The 16,733-nt window shown below is 51.9% G+C and carries 15 protein-coding genes; 12 read left to right on the forward strand and 3 right to left on the reverse strand.

The genetic code is table 11. The features are described 5' to 3' along the window. Positions 1–155 precede the first annotated feature (155 nt). Positions 156–3,359, forward strand: coding sequence for a TonB-dependent receptor (locus J2I46_RS09840; RefSeq protein ID WP_207328826.1), 3,204 nt, complete (start codon positions 156–158; stop codon positions 3,357–3,359). Positions 3,360–3,385: 26 nt separating this feature from the next. Beyond that, the gene (locus J2I46_RS09845; protein WP_207328827.1) at positions 3,386–4,249 is read left to right on the forward strand and encodes a glycerophosphodiester phosphodiesterase family protein; all 864 of its coding nucleotides are present in this window, start codon (positions 3,386–3,388) and stop codon (positions 4,247–4,249) included. A 93-nt stretch (positions 4,250–4,342) separates the two neighbouring features. Here the strand turns inward: J2I46_RS09845 and J2I46_RS09850 are convergent, their stop codons facing one another. Together J2I46_RS09850 and J2I46_RS09855 are read right to left on the reverse strand one after the other, a co-directional pair. Next, positions 4,343–4,861, reverse strand: a complete 519-nt coding sequence (locus tag J2I46_RS09850; protein ID WP_207328828.1) for a lipocalin family protein — start codon at positions 4,859–4,861, stop codon at positions 4,343–4,345. 137 nt (positions 4,862–4,998) lie between these two features. Next, a complete protein-coding gene (locus J2I46_RS09855; RefSeq protein ID WP_207328829.1) occupies positions 4,999–5,787 on the reverse strand; it encodes a YdcF family protein in 789 nt (262 codons plus the stop codon). A 72-nt stretch (positions 5,788–5,859) separates the two neighbouring features. Here J2I46_RS09855 and J2I46_RS09860 point away from each other — a divergent pair, with 72 nt between their 5' ends. The 8 genes from J2I46_RS09860 (at position 5,860) to J2I46_RS09895 (ending at position 13,525) form a co-directional block, all read left to right on the forward strand. Beyond that, entirely contained in the window at positions 5,860–7,326 is a 1,467-nt protein-coding gene (locus J2I46_RS09860; protein ID WP_207328830.1) for a DUF4369 domain-containing protein, read from the forward strand. An 88-nt stretch (positions 7,327–7,414) separates the two neighbouring features. Beyond that, the gene (locus tag J2I46_RS09865) at positions 7,415–8,863 is read left to right on the forward strand and encodes a DUF5106 domain-containing protein (RefSeq protein ID WP_207328831.1); all 1,449 of its coding nucleotides are present in this window, start codon (positions 7,415–7,417) and stop codon (positions 8,861–8,863) included. A 101-nt stretch (positions 8,864–8,964) separates the two neighbouring features. Then, on the forward strand, positions 8,965–11,499 hold the full coding sequence (locus J2I46_RS09870) for a prolyl oligopeptidase family serine peptidase (RefSeq protein WP_207328832.1): 2,535 nt from the start codon (positions 8,965–8,967) through the stop codon (positions 11,497–11,499). A 22-nt stretch (positions 11,500–11,521) separates the two neighbouring features. Continuing rightward, positions 11,522–11,758 carry a DUF4160 domain-containing protein gene (locus tag J2I46_RS09875; protein ID WP_207328833.1) on the forward strand — a complete coding sequence of 79 codons (237 nt, stop codon included), beginning with the start codon at positions 11,522–11,524 and terminating at the stop codon, positions 11,756–11,758. Next, positions 11,715–12,101, forward strand: a complete 387-nt coding sequence (locus J2I46_RS09880) for a DUF2442 domain-containing protein (protein WP_207328834.1) — start codon at positions 11,715–11,717, stop codon at positions 12,099–12,101. Before J2I46_RS09875 ends, J2I46_RS09880 begins: the two co-directional genes overlap by 44 nt. A 217-nt stretch (positions 12,102–12,318) precedes the next feature. Continuing rightward, positions 12,319–12,600 (forward strand): hypothetical protein, encoded by a 282-nt coding sequence (locus J2I46_RS09885; protein WP_207328835.1) that lies wholly within the window; start codon positions 12,319–12,321, stop codon positions 12,598–12,600. Between the two features lie 134 nt (positions 12,601–12,734). After that, positions 12,735–12,983: a MoaD/ThiS family protein gene (locus tag J2I46_RS09890; RefSeq protein WP_207328836.1), complete on the forward strand. Its 249-nt coding sequence runs from the start codon at positions 12,735–12,737 to the stop codon at positions 12,981–12,983. A 131-nt stretch (positions 12,984–13,114) separates the two neighbouring features. Then, positions 13,115–13,525, forward strand: a complete 411-nt coding sequence (locus J2I46_RS09895) for a molybdenum cofactor biosynthesis protein MoaE (protein ID WP_207328837.1) — start codon at positions 13,115–13,117, stop codon at positions 13,523–13,525. Between the two features lie 103 nt (positions 13,526–13,628). Here J2I46_RS09895 and J2I46_RS09900 read toward each other — a convergent pair whose 3' ends face one another. Then, complete coding sequence (locus tag J2I46_RS09900) at positions 13,629–14,738, reverse strand: endonuclease/exonuclease/phosphatase family protein (RefSeq protein ID WP_207328838.1); 1,110 nt, start codon at positions 14,736–14,738, stop codon at positions 13,629–13,631. A 150-nt stretch (positions 14,739–14,888) separates the two neighbouring features. Here J2I46_RS09900 and rimP point away from each other — a divergent pair, with 150 nt between their 5' ends. After that, positions 14,889–15,398: a ribosome maturation factor RimP gene (gene rimP / locus J2I46_RS09905; protein ID WP_229379673.1), complete on the forward strand. Its 510-nt coding sequence runs from the start codon at positions 14,889–14,891 to the stop codon at positions 15,396–15,398. Positions 15,399–15,468: 70 nt separating this feature from the next. Beyond that, positions 15,469–16,713, forward strand: a complete 1,245-nt coding sequence (nusA, locus tag J2I46_RS09910; protein WP_207328839.1) for a transcription termination factor NusA — start codon at positions 15,469–15,471, stop codon at positions 16,711–16,713. Positions 16,714–16,733: the final 20 nt, after the last annotated feature.

Below are 16,733 nucleotides of genomic sequence, written 5' to 3' on the forward strand. Positions count from 1 at the left end.
AGTAACAAGATATGGCCAGCAGGAGGTGCCAGTAGCTAAACATAACGTATACTTGACATAGGATGGATTAATGTTCTGATTTGGTAAAAGGCGGGTAACGCCCAGGTAATAGTAGAATAGTCTCTTTGCAGCCTGAAATAACGCGCTTCAGCTGCATGAAAAAACACGTACTACCGCTTCTATTACTATTACTGGCTGCCTGCTTGCTGAGTAACGAAACAGCCGCCCAAACAACACAGGCTTCTATTGCAGGCATTATCACCGACCTACAAAAAAGTCCGCTGCCCGGCGCTACTGTTCAGGTACGTAATGAGTCAACAGGCTTTACAACGGGTACCGTAACGAACGTTCAGGGCGAGTATCTGTTTAAAGAATTGCCACTGGGTGGTCCGTACACGATCCGCGTAACATTTGTTGGCTACGGAGATCAAACCAGAACGGGGTACGTGCTCAATCAGGGCGACGCCGTCCGGCTGAACCTGCCGATGCAGGAAAACAGCCAGACGCTGGAAGTGGTGCAGGTGGTGGCTTCGGGCCTGAAAAACAAGATCGATAACCTGGGTGCCGCTACGGCGGTATCGGCCAAGTCGATCGCCAGCCTGCCCGTCAATGGCCGGAACTTCACTACGTTAACTGACCTCTCGCCGCTGAGTCGGGGCGGGAGTATCTCCGGCCAGCTTGGGTCATCGACGAACTACACCATTGACGGCATGACGGCCAAGAACCCAACCTCGGCCGGGTCAACAACCAGCAGGAGCGGGGCACCTTACTCGATCTCGATTGAAGCAGTTCGGGAATTTAAGGTGATAACCAACCAGTATGACGTAGTATATGGCCGTAGTGGCGGTGGTATTGTTAGCGCAGTGACCAAAGCGGGCACAAATACCCTGAGCGGTAGCGCGTTCAACTACACGCGGGCCAACTGGTTATCAAGTCCGTATGATATTCGGGGAAACAAACGGGTGGCACCCTTCTCGACCAATCAGTTCGGCTTTTCGCTCGGTGGGCCGATCATTAAAGATAAGGTACACTTCTTCGTTGTCTGGGACCACCAGGAAGATTCGCGCCCGCTGCTCATCGCCGATGTACAGTCGCCCGCCGACGAAACCCGCTTCAACGTGACCCGCGCCACGCTCGACCGGTTCGTGAGCATTGCCCGGGCCAACTACGGCGTTGCCAACACACCTCAGTATGGCTCGTTCGATAAACGGCGTGGTTCAGACGCTGCTTTTGCCCGAATCGACTGGCAGATTAACCCCAGGAACCTGCTGACGATCCGCGACAATTACACGAACGACCGGAACCGGCTGGGTTTGCAGGATAATACGTCAATCAATATGTACGAGTCGTACGGCAACGATTACAACCTGGACAATAGCTTTCTGGCCACGCTGCGTACGGCGATTAATCCCCGGCTGACCAACGAACTGAAACTTCAGCATCTGTACACCTACCAGAAAAGCAGTCCCGGCGACCAACTGCCCGAAGCCAACATTCCCCGGGCCATTGTTGAAAACGTAACCTCGACTATCGACGGCACCACTCGCTCAACCAACATCCAGATGGGTGGCCACCGCTTTGCGCAGGAGGGTTTCGATAACAATGTGTTGCAGCTGGTTAATAACCTCTATTACAACACCAATAAAGTGCAGTATACCTTCGGCCTTGACCTGATGTATACGCGGGCGCACTCGCTGTACGGTAGCGAAGTAAACGGACGGTTCCACTACACGGTTGATGCCGCCGCCGGGCTTACCGCGCTGGATAAATTTGAAAAGCTCCAGCCGTACCGCTATTACCGCGAGGTGCCGCTGGTAGCCGATCCGAGTGTGGTGGGCACTACGCTGAACGCAGGCTTGTATGGTCAGTTAAGCACCCGAATTGCCCCCGGTATGGAAATGACGGCCGGTTTACGGTTCGATTACGCGCATTACCCAACGTCGCCGCTGAACCAGTTGGTGTTTGATGAACTTAAATTGCGTACCGACAATAAGCTCAAATCGTTTGTGGTACAGCCACGGGTACAACTGACCTGGGACATTGGTGAGCACCACACGGATTTCATCCGCTTCGGCGCAGGCATTTTCGCCTCCGATATTAACAACTACGCCATCATCAACAACCTGACGTTCGATGGCAAGCACCTGGCAACGGTCGATGTGCGGGCTCCGAATATTCCAACGCCCGACTTTACCGCCTACCGCGCCAACTACGCCAGCATCCCGAGCCTGGCCGCTTTTCAACTGCCCACGATCAACATGACAGGCCCCGATGCGCAGGTGCCGGTGATCTACAAGGCAAACCTGTCATACAACCGCTACCTGACAGACAAGCTCAAAGTGGGCATTGCCGGTTTTATGACCCTGGGCCGGAACAACTACATGTACGTTGACCGGAACATGGCCGCCGAACCTTATTTCCGACTGGCCAATGAAGATAACCGGGGTGTGTATGTGCCGCTCAGTAGCATGCCCGCCAACGGTGCCGGCGACTGGTTGCAGGGCCGGATAAGCCCGAAACTGGGTCGCGTGCTGGAGTTGAACAGCCAGGGGAAAGTAAACCAGTTTGCCGTTGTGCTCGATGCCACCTACCAGTATTTCCGGGATGGCGAAATCACCGCCAGCTACACCTGGAATGATACGCGGGATAATACGTCGTACAATGGCAACGTGGCCAACACAGCCACGCTGTCGCTGCCGGTGAAAGACGATCCGCGTGACCTGAACCGGATGAGCTACTCCGACAACCAGTTCCGCAGCAAAGTTGTGGTGTATGGTACGCTGCCATCATTCTACGGCGTTACCGTCGGCTTCCGGTATTCGGGCATTGGCGGTACGCGTTACTCATTATTGTCGGGAGCTAACAGCAACGCCGACTTTGTGTCGGGCACGAATGACCTGGCCTTTATCTTCGATCGCAACGGTGAGAACGTACCTGCGAATGTAAAAACAGGCTTGCAGGCTGTGCTTGATAACCCCAACGCTAGCCAGAGTATTAAAGAGTACATCAACGCCTATTCGGGCCGTATTGCCGAGCGGAACGGGGGCATTAACGGCTTCTACGGCATCTTCGATCTGCGGGCCAGCAAGCGGTTCAGGGTTGGTAAAAAGCAAACGATCGACGTATCGGTCGATGTATTCAATCTGGCTAACTTGCTCGACAGAAGCTGGGGTACAAACCAGGCACTGGGAACGCAGGCACTATACGCGCTGGGTATTCCGGCTACATCTACTACGCCAGCCGTTGCGGGTTTCGACGCCGCCAACAAACGGTTTGTGTACCGGGTAAACACGGCGGGTGTGGTAACGCCATCGGGCGATCCATACCAACTGCAACTTGGGGTACGTTACGGCTTTTAAGTAAAACCCAATCAGTAAAGACAATCATGAAAAAGATACTTTTAGCCGGCCTGTTGCTAACGTCATCCATGCTTTGGGCGCAAACCCCATTTGACCGGCAGGGGCATCGGGGGTGCCGGGGACTCTTACCCGAAAACACCGTGGCAGCCATGAAAAAGGCAATGGATCTGGGCGTGCAGACGCTTGAACTGGATGTGGTGATTTCGAAAGACAAACAGGTCGTTGTCTCGCACGACAATTACATGGCAGCAACGATTTCGCAAAAACCAGACGGTACACCCGTTACATCGGCCGAAGAAAAATCGATCAACCTGTATCAGTTGCCGTATACGGAGATCAGGAAGTTTGACGTAGGTATGAAGCCGCATCCACAGTTCAAAGAGCAGCAAAAGTTCGCGGCCTACAAACCGCTGCTGGCCGAACTGATCGACTCGGTAGAAGCGTATGCCGGGTCGAAAAAATTACCGCTGCCGAAGTACAACGTTGAGATCAAATCTGCGCCGGAAACCGATGGGGTATACCATCCTGCGCCCGCTGAATTCGTTGATCTGGTCATGGCTATTTGTCAGTCGAAGAAGCTTGGTCAGCGGCTGAATATCCAATCGTTCGACGCTCGGCCTCTGCAATTGATCCATCAGAAATACCCGGCCGTGAGGCTGGCGTACCTGACGGCAAACCCAAAATCGGTAGCGGAGAATCTGGCCACGCTGGGCTTCACACCGCAGATATACAGTCCATATTACAAGACGGTTACGGCCGAAACGGTAAAGGCCTGTCACCAGCAGAACATGCAGATTATTCCCTGGACGGTAAACACGAAAGCCGAAATCGATCAGTTGATGCAACTGGGCGTCAACGGCATTATCACTGACTATCCGAACCTGTTCTGAGAACAAGCGTACAGGTAGTTAAAAAGGCAAAGTCCTCGGAGATGATTCTCCTAGGACTTTGCCTTTTTAACTACCTGAGGCCAGTAACGCCGCTTACTGCTTTGTCAGCTCTACGACATAGGTAGTAGGTACTGGATTGCCGATAGGGTCTGTCGCTAATTTTGCCGTTAGTGTGGCCGTGGTGGTGGTGAAAACACGAGTTCCTGAAACGGTTTGAGCATTCGACGTTAATGTAACCTGATTACCAGACTCAGTGTAGGTCGTTGTTTGGCCAAAAAATGCACCAACAATCTGTTTCGTGAAGGTGGCGTTGGTGCAAGTGGCTTGTGTTGCTATGTTGTTGGTAACTGTCCCATTTGTATTGAAGGTGATCACGGCATCATTCAGGCAAGTCTCGCCTAGTAACTGAAGGCCGGCACGTATATTCGTAAAGCTCGCACCCATATACACAAAAGCTGGATCAACGGTAAGACCAGTAATTTTCCAACTGCCCTGCAGGGATGTCAGCGTAGTAGGTCCGGGGTCTGAGTTGCTGCTTTTGCAGCCAAACGTTATCGTCAGGATAACCAGAAGTAGGGTAGCTGCTGTGGTAATGCGTGATGTAGGTTTCATAAGGTTCGATTGTATAATCTGAATGTTAGCCAAAAAACGTGCGGAAATGGGTTTTCTGCATGATTTCGCCCATTTTTTGGCATAATATGTATTGAGTGGCGGTATGGAAAAAGAAATCGCATTACACATGAAATGACTTAAATGTATCCGGCTACCCTATAGGTAACGTACCCAAACACCTCTCTGATGAGATGCATGGCATCGGAAAAATCATCTTCATGGGGAACAAGCAGGTTAACCAGGGCAAACGTTCTGCGCTTGTGAATGTAGGCCGCCGGAAACGGAGTTGCCTGAATTCCCGCTCTGGTGAAACAGCCCATTGCCCGCCGCAGGTGAAACGCCGACGTGACCAGGACGCACCGATCGGTGTGAAACCTAGACCGGAGTACCTTCGCTGAGAACTGAGCATTTTCGTAGGTGTTGCGTGAGTGGGTTTCCCAGATCAGGTCTCGGGCCGGTATGCCAGCCAGGTGCAGGAACCGCATGCCTTCCAGTCCTTCGTGTAGCGCCTCGGTGTTCATGAAAAACAGATCCGTGCTGCCGCCACTGATCAGGATCTTCTGTACCCGCCCCGTCTTATACAGATAGAGCGCCTGCCCCAGCCGGTCAGCCTGCGTGGAGAGCATGGGGCGGGCGGGCGTAACCGGTAATTGTGAGTTGGTTAAGCCGCCCGTTAAGACCACGGCAACCGTAGCCGAGGTGTCGTTGAGGGCGCGCGGCATTGGTGGTACGCACCCATTCAGTTCCCAGACCCGGGCCAGTTCATTGACCAGAAAACTGTTGCCCAACAGCCAGAAGACACCAAGCGATACGACCAGAAGCCGCTTCCTGAAACGCGGAAAAAGCAGTGCCCCCGCCAGGGCAGCCAGTAGCCATCCGGCCGGTGTGAGGAAATAGCCTGCCGTTTTCGACAGAAAGTAGAACATAGATTCGTTAATGATTCGTTAATAGAAAGTTCAGCCCTGTTTGTATGGACGATGAACGCTTATTTTTGTCGTATGAAACGTCGTAACTTCTTCTTCTTGTTGATGCTGGGTCTGCTGCCCATGCTGACTTTTGCCCAGACTACGCCGGAGGGGCACCGAATTGCGGGGCGAATCCGGGGGGTGAAAGATACCACCGTTGTGCTGGCCCATTACCAGTACGATCCCACGCATTACGTCCCGAAAGATACGGCCCGGGTTGATGCCAACGGGAATTTTGTCTTTCAGGGCAAAAAATCGCTGCCCGGTGGTCTGTACCTGATCGTGTTGCCGAAGGGGCGCTACTTCGACATGATGCTGGCTGAACAACAGTTTTCGTTTGAGACCGACACCGCCAACTTCATCAAGAACATGAAGATTACAGGCTCTGTTGAAAACCAGGCTTTCTACGGTTATCAACAGAAATTGAATGAAGTGTTCGAGGAGATGCGGCAACTGGATAAGCAACCTAAAACGGATGCATCGGCTCAGCGTGTGAAAGATTTACAGACGCAGGCACGCACCTATCGCACTGATTTTCTGACTAAGAACAAATCATTACTTACGGCAAAAGTTCTGCTCGCTTCGGCAGACCCCGACGTACCTGCGCCGCCAAAAGCCGCCAATGGTCGCCCCGATTCGCTCTGGCAATTCTCATATTACAAGAATCACTTCTGGGATAACTTCGATCTGAGCGACGAACGCATGCTGCGGACGCCGTTGCTGCAACCTAAAATTGATCGGTATATCAAAGACCTTACCGTTCAGCAGGTTGACTCGCTGAGCAAGGAGGCCGATTACCTGGTGGGCAAAGCCAGCGCCAATAAAGACATGAAGACCTACATGATCTGGTACCTCACCAGTCAGTATGAGCGCCCTAAAGTGCTGGGAACCGATGGCCTGTTCATTCACATGGTGGAGAAATACTGGTTGACCCGCCAAATGCCCAACATCGACTCGGCCACTATGAAAACCGTGTCTGAGCGGGTGGCCGTGCTGAAACCCCTGCAGGTCGGAAAAACGTTTGCCATGCCTGCCGTGGGCGATACGTTGGCCCGTCCGTTGAGCTTCAATAACCTCAGCGCTGCCGATTATACCATTATGTTCTTCTACGCCCCACACTGCGGCCATTGCCGGGAGGCAGCACCGAAGGTGAAGAAATTCACCGATTCGCCCGCCGGAAAAGGCATAAAAGTGGTGGCGATCGCCATTGAAGATTCAAAAGAAGACTGGAAGAAATTCATTCGGGAATTTAAACTCACCGACTGGACGCACGGCTACGACCATAAGCAGCAGATCGACTTCCGGCGGCAATATGACGTAGCCACAACACCAACGCTCTACGTGTTGGATAAGAATAAGAAAATTATTGCCCGTGGTTTGCCCGCCGAGCAGGTAGAAGACTTTCTGAACTTCACGCGCAAGCAGGCTGCCCTGACAACGCCTGCCAAAGCGGCCCCTGCCAAGGCCGCCGCTGCGAAACCCAGGGCAAACAGCCGCTAGCCGAGACTATGGCCCGTTTTTTGTCGGTGATGATTTTACAGGTACGTTACCAAAGCAACGTACCTGTAAAATCATCACCCATACAGCCATGAATCGTTTTTTACTGATTGCGCTTTGCGCACTCGTGAGTAGTCTGGGCGCCTCTGCCCAGTCTCCTGCTTCATCCGGCTTCCGCATCGAAGGACGGATTCAGGGAATGCGCGACACCACCATTACGCTCGCCCATTATTTCGGTTATAACCAGTCTATTCCCAAAGACACGGCCCGGATCGATAGCGACGGTCGGTTTGTGTTCGAAGGGAATAAACCGTTGCCCGGTGGTCTGTATATCGTGATTCCGCCCATGAAAAAGCAACGGTATATTGAACTGGTGCTGGCCGTGGGTACGTCCCGTTTCTCGTTCGAGACGGACACCGTCAATTTTGTTGGAAACATGCGCGTTACGGGTTCGCCTGATAATGAAGCGTTTTATGCCTATCAGAAACAGATGGGCGCGCTGGCCGAAGAGAACAAGGCAATCGAATTACAGGCCCAGTTCCGGCCCGATAAAGTTGCTCAATTGAACCTGCAACGCCAGTCGGTAGAGCTGAAGCAGCGGGTGCGGCAGGTACAGAAACAGTATATCGGTATGCCCGACTCGCTGTTTGTTCCCAAACTGCTGCGGGCTATGAAAGACCCGGACGTACCGGCAGCGCCCCGGCTTAAAAACGGTAAGATCGACTCCACGTTTCAGTACATCTACTATAAAACCCACTTCTGGGATAACTTCGATTTCTCGGATGAACGACTCGTTCGTACGCCAATTTTTCAGCGAAAAATTGACCGTTATCTGCAGGAACTAACCTCTCCGTCGGTCGATTCGCTGATCAAAAGCGCAGATTTTATCGTAGCAAAGGCGCGGGCCAATAAGGATATGCTGTCATACGCTATCTGGTACATTACCAGCCAGTATGAGCGCCCCCGCGTTATGGGAACCGACGGCCTTTTTGTGCACATGGCCGAAGCCTATTACCTGTCTGGAGCCATGCCTGCGTCTGACCCGGCCACCGTCGAGAATATTCGCAAGCGGGTTGAAACCATCAAACCGTTGCTGGTTGGAAAGCCGTTTCCCGTTATTGCCATGAGCGATACGCTGCGTCGGCCGGTTGAGTTGAAAACGGTGACGGCTGATTACACCGTGCTGTTTTTTTATGATCCCACCTGCGTGCACTGCCGCGAATCGATGCCCGCCCTGAAACAATTCGCTACCGATTCGATCAAGAGTAAAGGAGTACGGTTCTGCGCCATTGCGGTTGACAACAGCCCCGATGCCTGGCAGAAGTTTATCCGCGAGTACGGTATTCAGAATTGGGTGAACGGTTATGACTTCACCTTCCGAACCGATTACCGTAAACAGTTCGACGTGCTGAAAACGCCGACGCTTTACGTACTCGACAAAGACAAGATTATTCTGGCGCGCGCACTTCCTGCCGAGCAGGTAGGCGATTTTATTCAGTTTCAACGCCGTCTGACCCAGCAACTGGCAACGCGGAAGTAAGCGGTGCAACGGTAACGTACCTGGCGTGCACAAAAACAGCTCGAAATAAGTATGTTGCCCGGTTCTATCGTATGATGGGGCCGGGCAATGTATTTTGCGGCATGAAACACATCTTCGTCAGCTTGCTTCTTTTGGTTGGTGCGTTGCCCGCACTGGCTCAACCATCAAAACCTGCGCTCACCGTCGAGACCATCATGCAGGATCCCCGACAATGGGTAGGTACGTCGCCGTCGGGTGTATTCTGGAGTGATGACTCAAAGACCATCTACTTCAGCTGGAATCCGGATAAGGCACTGGGCGATTCACTGTATAAAATCACGCTGGTCAACGGCAACTATGTTTCGTCAGCAAAGCCTGTAAAAGTATCTGTAGCCGAGCGGCGTACGCTGACGCCAAACGACGCCGTGTATAACCGCGCACGAACCATGCGCGTCTATGACAAGTACGGTGACCTCTTCCTGCTCGATCGCCAGACGGGTAAGGTGCGTACCCTAACCAGCACCGTTGATCGGGAAAGTAATCCGGTGTTTTCAAGCGATGAAAAGGCCATTCTCTTCACCCGTTCCAGCAACCTGTATCGCCTCGATCTGGCCTCGGGCTTAACCGAACAACTCACCAATTTCGACCCCGGCGCCAAACGCCCTACGCCTAATAGCAACAGCCAGGAATCGTGGCTGAAGCGCGATCAGTTAGCTCTTTTCGACGTACTCCGCCAGCGCAAGGCAAAACGCGACGAAGCCGAACGCGATACGAAAGCTGAACAGCCCCGCCGCCCCAAAACGATCTATACGGAGGGTAAATCCGTGATGAACCCAAGCCTGAGCCCCGACGGGCGCGTGGTGACGTTTGCCTTGATGAAAGCGGCCACGGGTGCCAAGTCGACGATTGTGCCCAGCTTTGTTACCGAATCCGGATTCACGGAAGATTTGCCCGGCCGCACTAAAGTTGGGGCGCCGCTGTCTGCGGTAGAGTTCATGGTTTACGATGTGGCCCGCGATACGGCACTAGCGGTAAGTTTGGCCAATCTGCCCGGTATTACCGACAAACCCGATTACCTGATGCCCACCGCCGTAACCAGCGGATCGGCAACGGTGGCTGGCAGGTCAACCGTAAGTGCTGCCGAAAAAACACCTACTGATACCACAAAGAAGCTGGCGGCTGACTTGAAAAAAGCGGCGAACCGTCCTGTATTCGTGGGCGCTCCCGTATGGACAGACGCTCCTAATGGTCGGTACGCCATTATTGCGGTACGGGCCATCGACAATAAAGACCGCTGGCTAATGCTGCTCGATACGGAGAAACCAACCACGCTCAAACTCCTTGACCGGCAACGCGACGAAGCCTGGGTTGGCGGGCCGGGTATTGGCGGCGGGTTCTCGTCAGGTACGTTGGGCTGGCTCGATGATCAGACAATCTATTTCCAGTCGGAAACAGACGGGTATTCACATCTCTACTCAATGAACGTGCTGACGGGGCAACGTACCCAACTGACGAAAGGCCGGTTTGAAGTACAGCAGGTTGTGTTGTCGGCCGATAAAAAGATGTTTTACCTGACCACCAACGAAGTGCATCCCGGCGAACAGCATTTCTACCGCATGGCCGTAACCGGTGGGCAACGTACCCAACTTACAACCATGACCGGTGCCAGCGATGCCACTCTGTCGCCCGATGAATCGCAGATGGTGGTTCGTTATTCAACTGGTAATAAGCCCTGGGAGCTTTTCCTGATGAGTAACCCAACAGTTGGTGGTAGCCCTAAAAAAACTACATCAGCCAGAAAAACAGTGGTAAGCAACGTACCTGGGAACTCCGTTCAACTCACTACGAGCACAACAGATGCATTCCGCACGTACCCCTGGCGCGATGCCGAGGTAGTAACCATTCCAGCCCGCGACGGCCAGCCGATCTACGCCCGAATCTATAAACCCGCGACTGACGCGTCTGTAAAAGCCAATGGGAAGGCGGTCATATTCGTGCATGGAGCGGGTTACCTGCAAAATGCGCACAAGTGGTGGAGCCAGTATTTCCGCGAGTATATGTTCCACAATTTGCTGGTAGACAAAGGGTATACCGTGCTCGATATCGACTACCGGGGTTCAGCCGGTTACGGCCGCAACTGGCGGACGGGTATCTATCGCTTCATGGGGGGCAAAGACCTCACCGATCACGTAGATGCCGCCGACTGGCTGGTGAAAAACCACGGCGTCGATGCCAAACGGATCGGCATTTACGGTGGTTCATATGGCGGCTTCATCACGCTCATGGGTATGTTCACCACACCCGACGTGTTCAAGGCCGGTGCGGCCCTGCGCCCCGTTACCGACTGGGCAGCTTACAACCATGGTTACACCAGCAATATTCTGAATGAACCCTATTCCGATACGCTGGCTTACCGCCGGTCATCGCCGATCTACCACGCCGCTGGCCTGAAAGGGCATCTGCTCATCTGCCACGGTATGGTCGACGTGAACGTGCATTTTCAGGATGCCGTGCGCCTCACCCAACGCCTGATTGAGTTGAAAAAAGAGAACTGGGAATTGGCCCCGTATCCCGTTGAAGATCACGGTTTTGTTGAGCCCACCAGCTGGATGGACGAATACAAACGTATCCTGAAACTGTTCGAGGAACGATTGTAGCTAGTCATTATTTTTCCACATCATGCCTACCGTACTGCTAATCGATGGATATAGGTTTTTCTTTTACATGAATGATCATGAACCCATCCATGTTCATGTGAGTAAGGCGGGGAAGGAAGCTCGATTTGATCTTGTGCCCGAGATAGACTTGACTTACTGTCACGGATTTAAGAAAAATGAACTACGCGAGATTGTAACCTTACTTGTTAACCACTATGATACATTCATCAGCGCTTGGCGGCAAACCTTCGGTGAGTAGTCGCCTTCTGAATTTTCTGGAGGGAAGCGAGACCTCAATCAATGCAGAATTGCCCTTCCAACGGATAGAGGATGATTTTGACAGACTAATTCAACGTGAAAATTTACGTATTGTTCGATTCGTATGGATACGTGAATTGGATTTAGCCTTGGTTGTGCTCAATAATCGTCGAATTATAAGTCAGTCGTTATCGGCATACAGTTCGTTACACGCCGCCTCCGATGATGACTTGGCTGCGTACACTATCTCTACGTCTGGGATTCATTGGCCCAATATTGACATTGACTTGAGTCTACGTGGTTTGTTGATGGATGAAGTAGTTCGATCAATAACAGTTGTTTAGTTAGTTAAAAAACAGTTGCCAAAGATCACGGCTTTGTTGAGCCCACCAGCTGGATGGACGAATACAAGCGCGTCCTGAAACTGTTTGAGGAGCGATTGTGAGCGGGGGCAAGCAACAGGTATTTTAACGGCTTTCTAACCAGCATGTCGAAACTATAGGGGCGAGAAAGGGTTCTGTAGCGAGTTGGCTACCAACGTTCACCAAGTACACAACGACGATGAGAAAGACCCTGATCATGATGGCCCTGATTGCCACCTCGCTGACCTTCGCTCAGGCGCAGGACGTAAAAGAAAACGCAAAAGCTACAGGCCGCCAGGCTAAACGCACGATGAATGCGGCTGGCGACAAAATTGACCGCGAAGCCACCGAGGCCAGACAGGATATAAAAGACGAAGCGCATACCGCCAGGGTTAAAACGAAGCGGGCCACGAACAAGGCGCTGAACAAAACGGATAAAAGCCTGAAGAAGGCTGAGAAGAAAATGGACGGCAGCCGATAGTGGCCTATGTTCTTCGCTGTTGAAAGGCCATCGCAATAAATGTGATGGCCTTTTTTAGAACATAGAGCCGTTTGGGCACTCAATGGGTTGTTTCAGGTGTTGACGACAGTATAACACCTGCTTACTTTACCAGTATGACTCAACCACACACTGTGCTGCTTTTCGGCATAACCCGGGATCTGGTCGGCCAGAGCCGCCTGTCCGTCCCACTGACAAAAGGGAGCCGGGTATCCGACCTGGTAGCTCATCTGAATGCCCAATATCCGGCACTTACAGGCGTAAAATCCATATTGGTAGCCGTTAACAGCGAATATGCGGAACCCAATACCCTATTAGATCCATCTGATGAAATTGCGCTAATTCCGCCTGTTAGCGGAGGGTAAGACAAGATCAGTTATCAAGGCGTCATGGCTTCGCTCAGGTACGCTGTTGCTTCAGTAGAGCCATAATTCGTTGACACCTGTTTAGTCGTACTTTCTCATTGATACCTGTTTATTGATAACTGATCATTGCAATGATTGCCCTTACCGCAGACCCAATAGATTTTAGTTCCGCCTACCATTACCTGCAAACTGACGAAGCCGGCGCGATCGACTTCTTCTTTGGTGTTGTTCGTAACAATACACAGCAACGGTCTGTAAACCAGCTCGATTACGAGGCCTATGGCCCCATGGCTATCCGCGAGATGCAAAAGATTGCCGATCAGGCCTGCGAGCGATGGCCCATCCTGAAGTATGTCGTCATTCACCGGACCGGCGTGCTGCGTATCGGCGAAATGGCGGTGTTGATCGGCGTGGCTACCCCACACCGGGATGCCGCTTTTGAGGCTACCCGTTACATCATCGACACCATCAAGCAAACGGTGCCTATCTGGAAAAAAGAACTGTTTGCCGACGGTGAAGTGTGGGTAAATGCAACGCCTTAACATGAGTTTACCGTTTACTGTCTTGCGTTTTCTGTTGCTCTGCCTGGTTAAGTATACGTACCTGAGCGTAGTAACAGAAAACGCAAGACAGTAAACGGTAAACCTATTTTAAAACGTACCTGCCTTCAACCGGAAAGTGATCGGAATAAGGTTGATCGCGATGGACCTGGAAATCAAGTACCTCAAAGCGTGGGTCGTAGAACTGGTTATCAATCCGAATGGTGCGGGGCGCCCGGTTCAGGGTAAAGCCAAATCCGTGGCCGGCATCTTCAAATGCATTGGGTAGAATGCGGCGGAGCCGTTCATAAACAACACTGTAGGGCGTCTCGTTGAAATCGCCCGTCACGATGACCGGGTAGGGGCTTTCGGCAATGCACGCCTCTACAACGCGAACCTCGCCCTGCCGCGATTTGAACCCAAATTTTAACGCTTCAAGTACCGACCGGGTTTCGGCTTTTACCCCCGACATCTTATCCTCCTGGAACACCTTTCGAACCCGGATGCCCATCGACTGGAGATGGACGTTGATGACCCGAATAGTATCCTGCCCAATTTGGATATCGGTCCATACCATCCCGTTGAAGGAACTGAATACGTGTTCACCATGATTTATGATCGGAAAACGGGAAAAGGTAGCAACGCCTATATACTCAGCTTCTTTCGGGTGGAGAAGGGCTTTATAGCGGTAACCTGCCCGTTCTAACCGATCTGACATCTGAAACGCCGGCATTTCTTTGCCAACAAAAAATTCCTGAAAGCATTTAACGGGTGCCTGATGAGCCAGAATCCAGTTGCTCATCAGCCGGGTGCCGCGTGGTTCGCGATGGAGCGTATCGTCGTAGTACTTCTCCAGTCCGAATACAGAGACATTATAACTGAGCAGCGAGAAAGCACCCGTACGATGTGCATCAGCCTGCGAAGCGTGAACGGCGAATGTTCGTGGGTACAGCCAGTATCCCAGCAGCAGACCAATCACTGACAGGGTGCTGCGCCAGGGTCTGGTAAAAAGCCAGAATAGACCCAGGAGTACTAACATCAGCCAGGCAACCGGCAGAGTGATCATGATCATACTGGCCAGCCAGTGCTCGGCTGGCAGCCGGCCAATCAGATAGTAGATCAACAGCGTGTAGAAAAATACGCCTAGGTGCAGCGACCAGATCAGTGACCTGCCAATAAAGGCTAAAAACTGGCCGATACGCGTTCGTAATGACATGGAGTAGGGCATGATGACATGACAAAAGTACGACATCGGCCTCGCCATGCCAGTCGCTCCGGGTTGCTTTTCGCTGAATAACGCCTTATCTTTGCGCCACTTAGCGACATCATACAGGATCAGCAAAGGGAGTTCGACTCCCTTTTTTCTTTGGAAAACCCCGTGACCGACACCGCACGCATCGAAGCACTCTTGCAGCCGTATCTGAACGATGGCGAGTACTATATTGTTGATATTCAGATAGCTGGCAAGACGGGAGGCCTCTTGAAAGTAACCGTCCTGATTGATTCTGACGAGGGAATGACAATCGAGGCTTGTGCCCGCATTAGCCGGGCATTGGGCAACCAGATGGATGAACTCGACTTTTTCGGGGATTCCCCGTTCAACCTGGAAGTTTCGTCGCCCGGCGTTGATTTCCCGCTCACACAACTGCGGCAGTTTACCAAGAATGTGGGCCGATTGTTAAAAGTACAGGTGACAAACGGACCTATTCTGCTTGGTAAGCTCGAATCGGCTGATGAGCAGGGAATCGTTATTGACGTACCGCCTGCCAAAATCAGTAAAACGAAACGCAAAACGTTGACTGAATTGCCGCCGGAAGGTATACAGACAATACCCTACGAATCAATTCAGAAAGCTACTGTTGAGATTCAATTTTAAGAAATGACTAAATACATGAGGGGTGAGTTCTGCCGCGCATAATCGCCCCTCAGCCAACCCGATACGCCAAATGAATAGCGGACAGTTAATCGAATCCTTTGCTGATTTTGCCCGGTCAAAAAACATTGACCGACCCACCATGATCACCATTCTGGAAGAAGTCTTCCGGACAATGATTCGCAAGAAATATGAGACCGATGCCAACTTCGACGTAATTATCAACGCCGAAAGTGGTGACCTTGAAATGTGGCGGACTCGCGAAATTGTTGACGATAACTCAGAAGATATCTGGGATTACGATAAAATCCCCCTCGCCGAAGCTCGCCTTATCCAGAACGACTTTGAAGTAGGGGAGCAAGTGGCCGAAGAGGTCAAATTAGAAGATTTTGGGCGTCGGGTTGTGCAAACAGCCCGTCAGACGCTCATTCAGCGTGTTAAAGATTTAGAAAAAGAACTGCTGTACCAGAAATACAAAGACCAGGTTGGCGACCTGATTTCGGCTGAGGTGTACCAACTTCTGAAAGGCGAAATTATTCTGGTAGATGGAGAAAGCAACGAGTTGAGTCTGCCCCGCAGCGAGCAGATTCCAAGAGATCGCTACCGTAAAGGCGACGCCGTGAAGGCAGTTATTCACCGGGTAGATATGAACAACGGTACGCCCAAGATCATACTTTCCCGCACATCGCCTGTCTTCCTGGAGCGGCTGTTTGAAACCGAGATTCCGGAGATTTATGATGGCGTTATCTCGATTCGCCGAATTGTGCGCGAGCCGGGCGAACGGGCTAAAGTGGCCGTTGAATCATATGATGACCGCATTGATCCTGTTGGGGCCTGTGTTGGTATGAAAGGGGTACGTATTCACAGCATCGTACGCGAACTGGGCAACGAGAACATCGATGTAATCAACTACACTGAGAACCTCGAACTGTTTATCAGCCGTGCCCTAAGCCCTGCCAAAGTCAGTTCGATGAATATCGATAAAGACGCAGGTCGGGTGGCCGTTTACCTGAAACCCGATCAGGTGTCGCTGGCGATTGGTAAAGGTGGTCAGAACATTAAACTGGCTGGCCGGTTAGTGAATCTGGAACTGGACGTGTACCGCGAAACCGACGGACAGGAAGACGACGAAGACGTTGACCTGATGGAATTCAAAGACGAAATCGACGAATGGATAGTTGAAGAATTCCGTCGTGTTGGTCTCGATACCGCCAAAAGTGTACTGGCCCTTAGCCGGGAAGAACTGGTTCGCCGCACCGATCTGGAAGAAGATACCGTTGAGGAAATCCTGAACATCCTGCGGCAGGAATTCGAATAAGTTTACCGTTTGCTGTTTAG

Origin of the sequence: Fibrella forsythiae (assembly GCF_017353175.1) — a bacterium.
Classification (GTDB): domain Bacteria; phylum Bacteroidota; class Bacteroidia; order Cytophagales; family Spirosomataceae; genus Fibrella; species Fibrella forsythiae.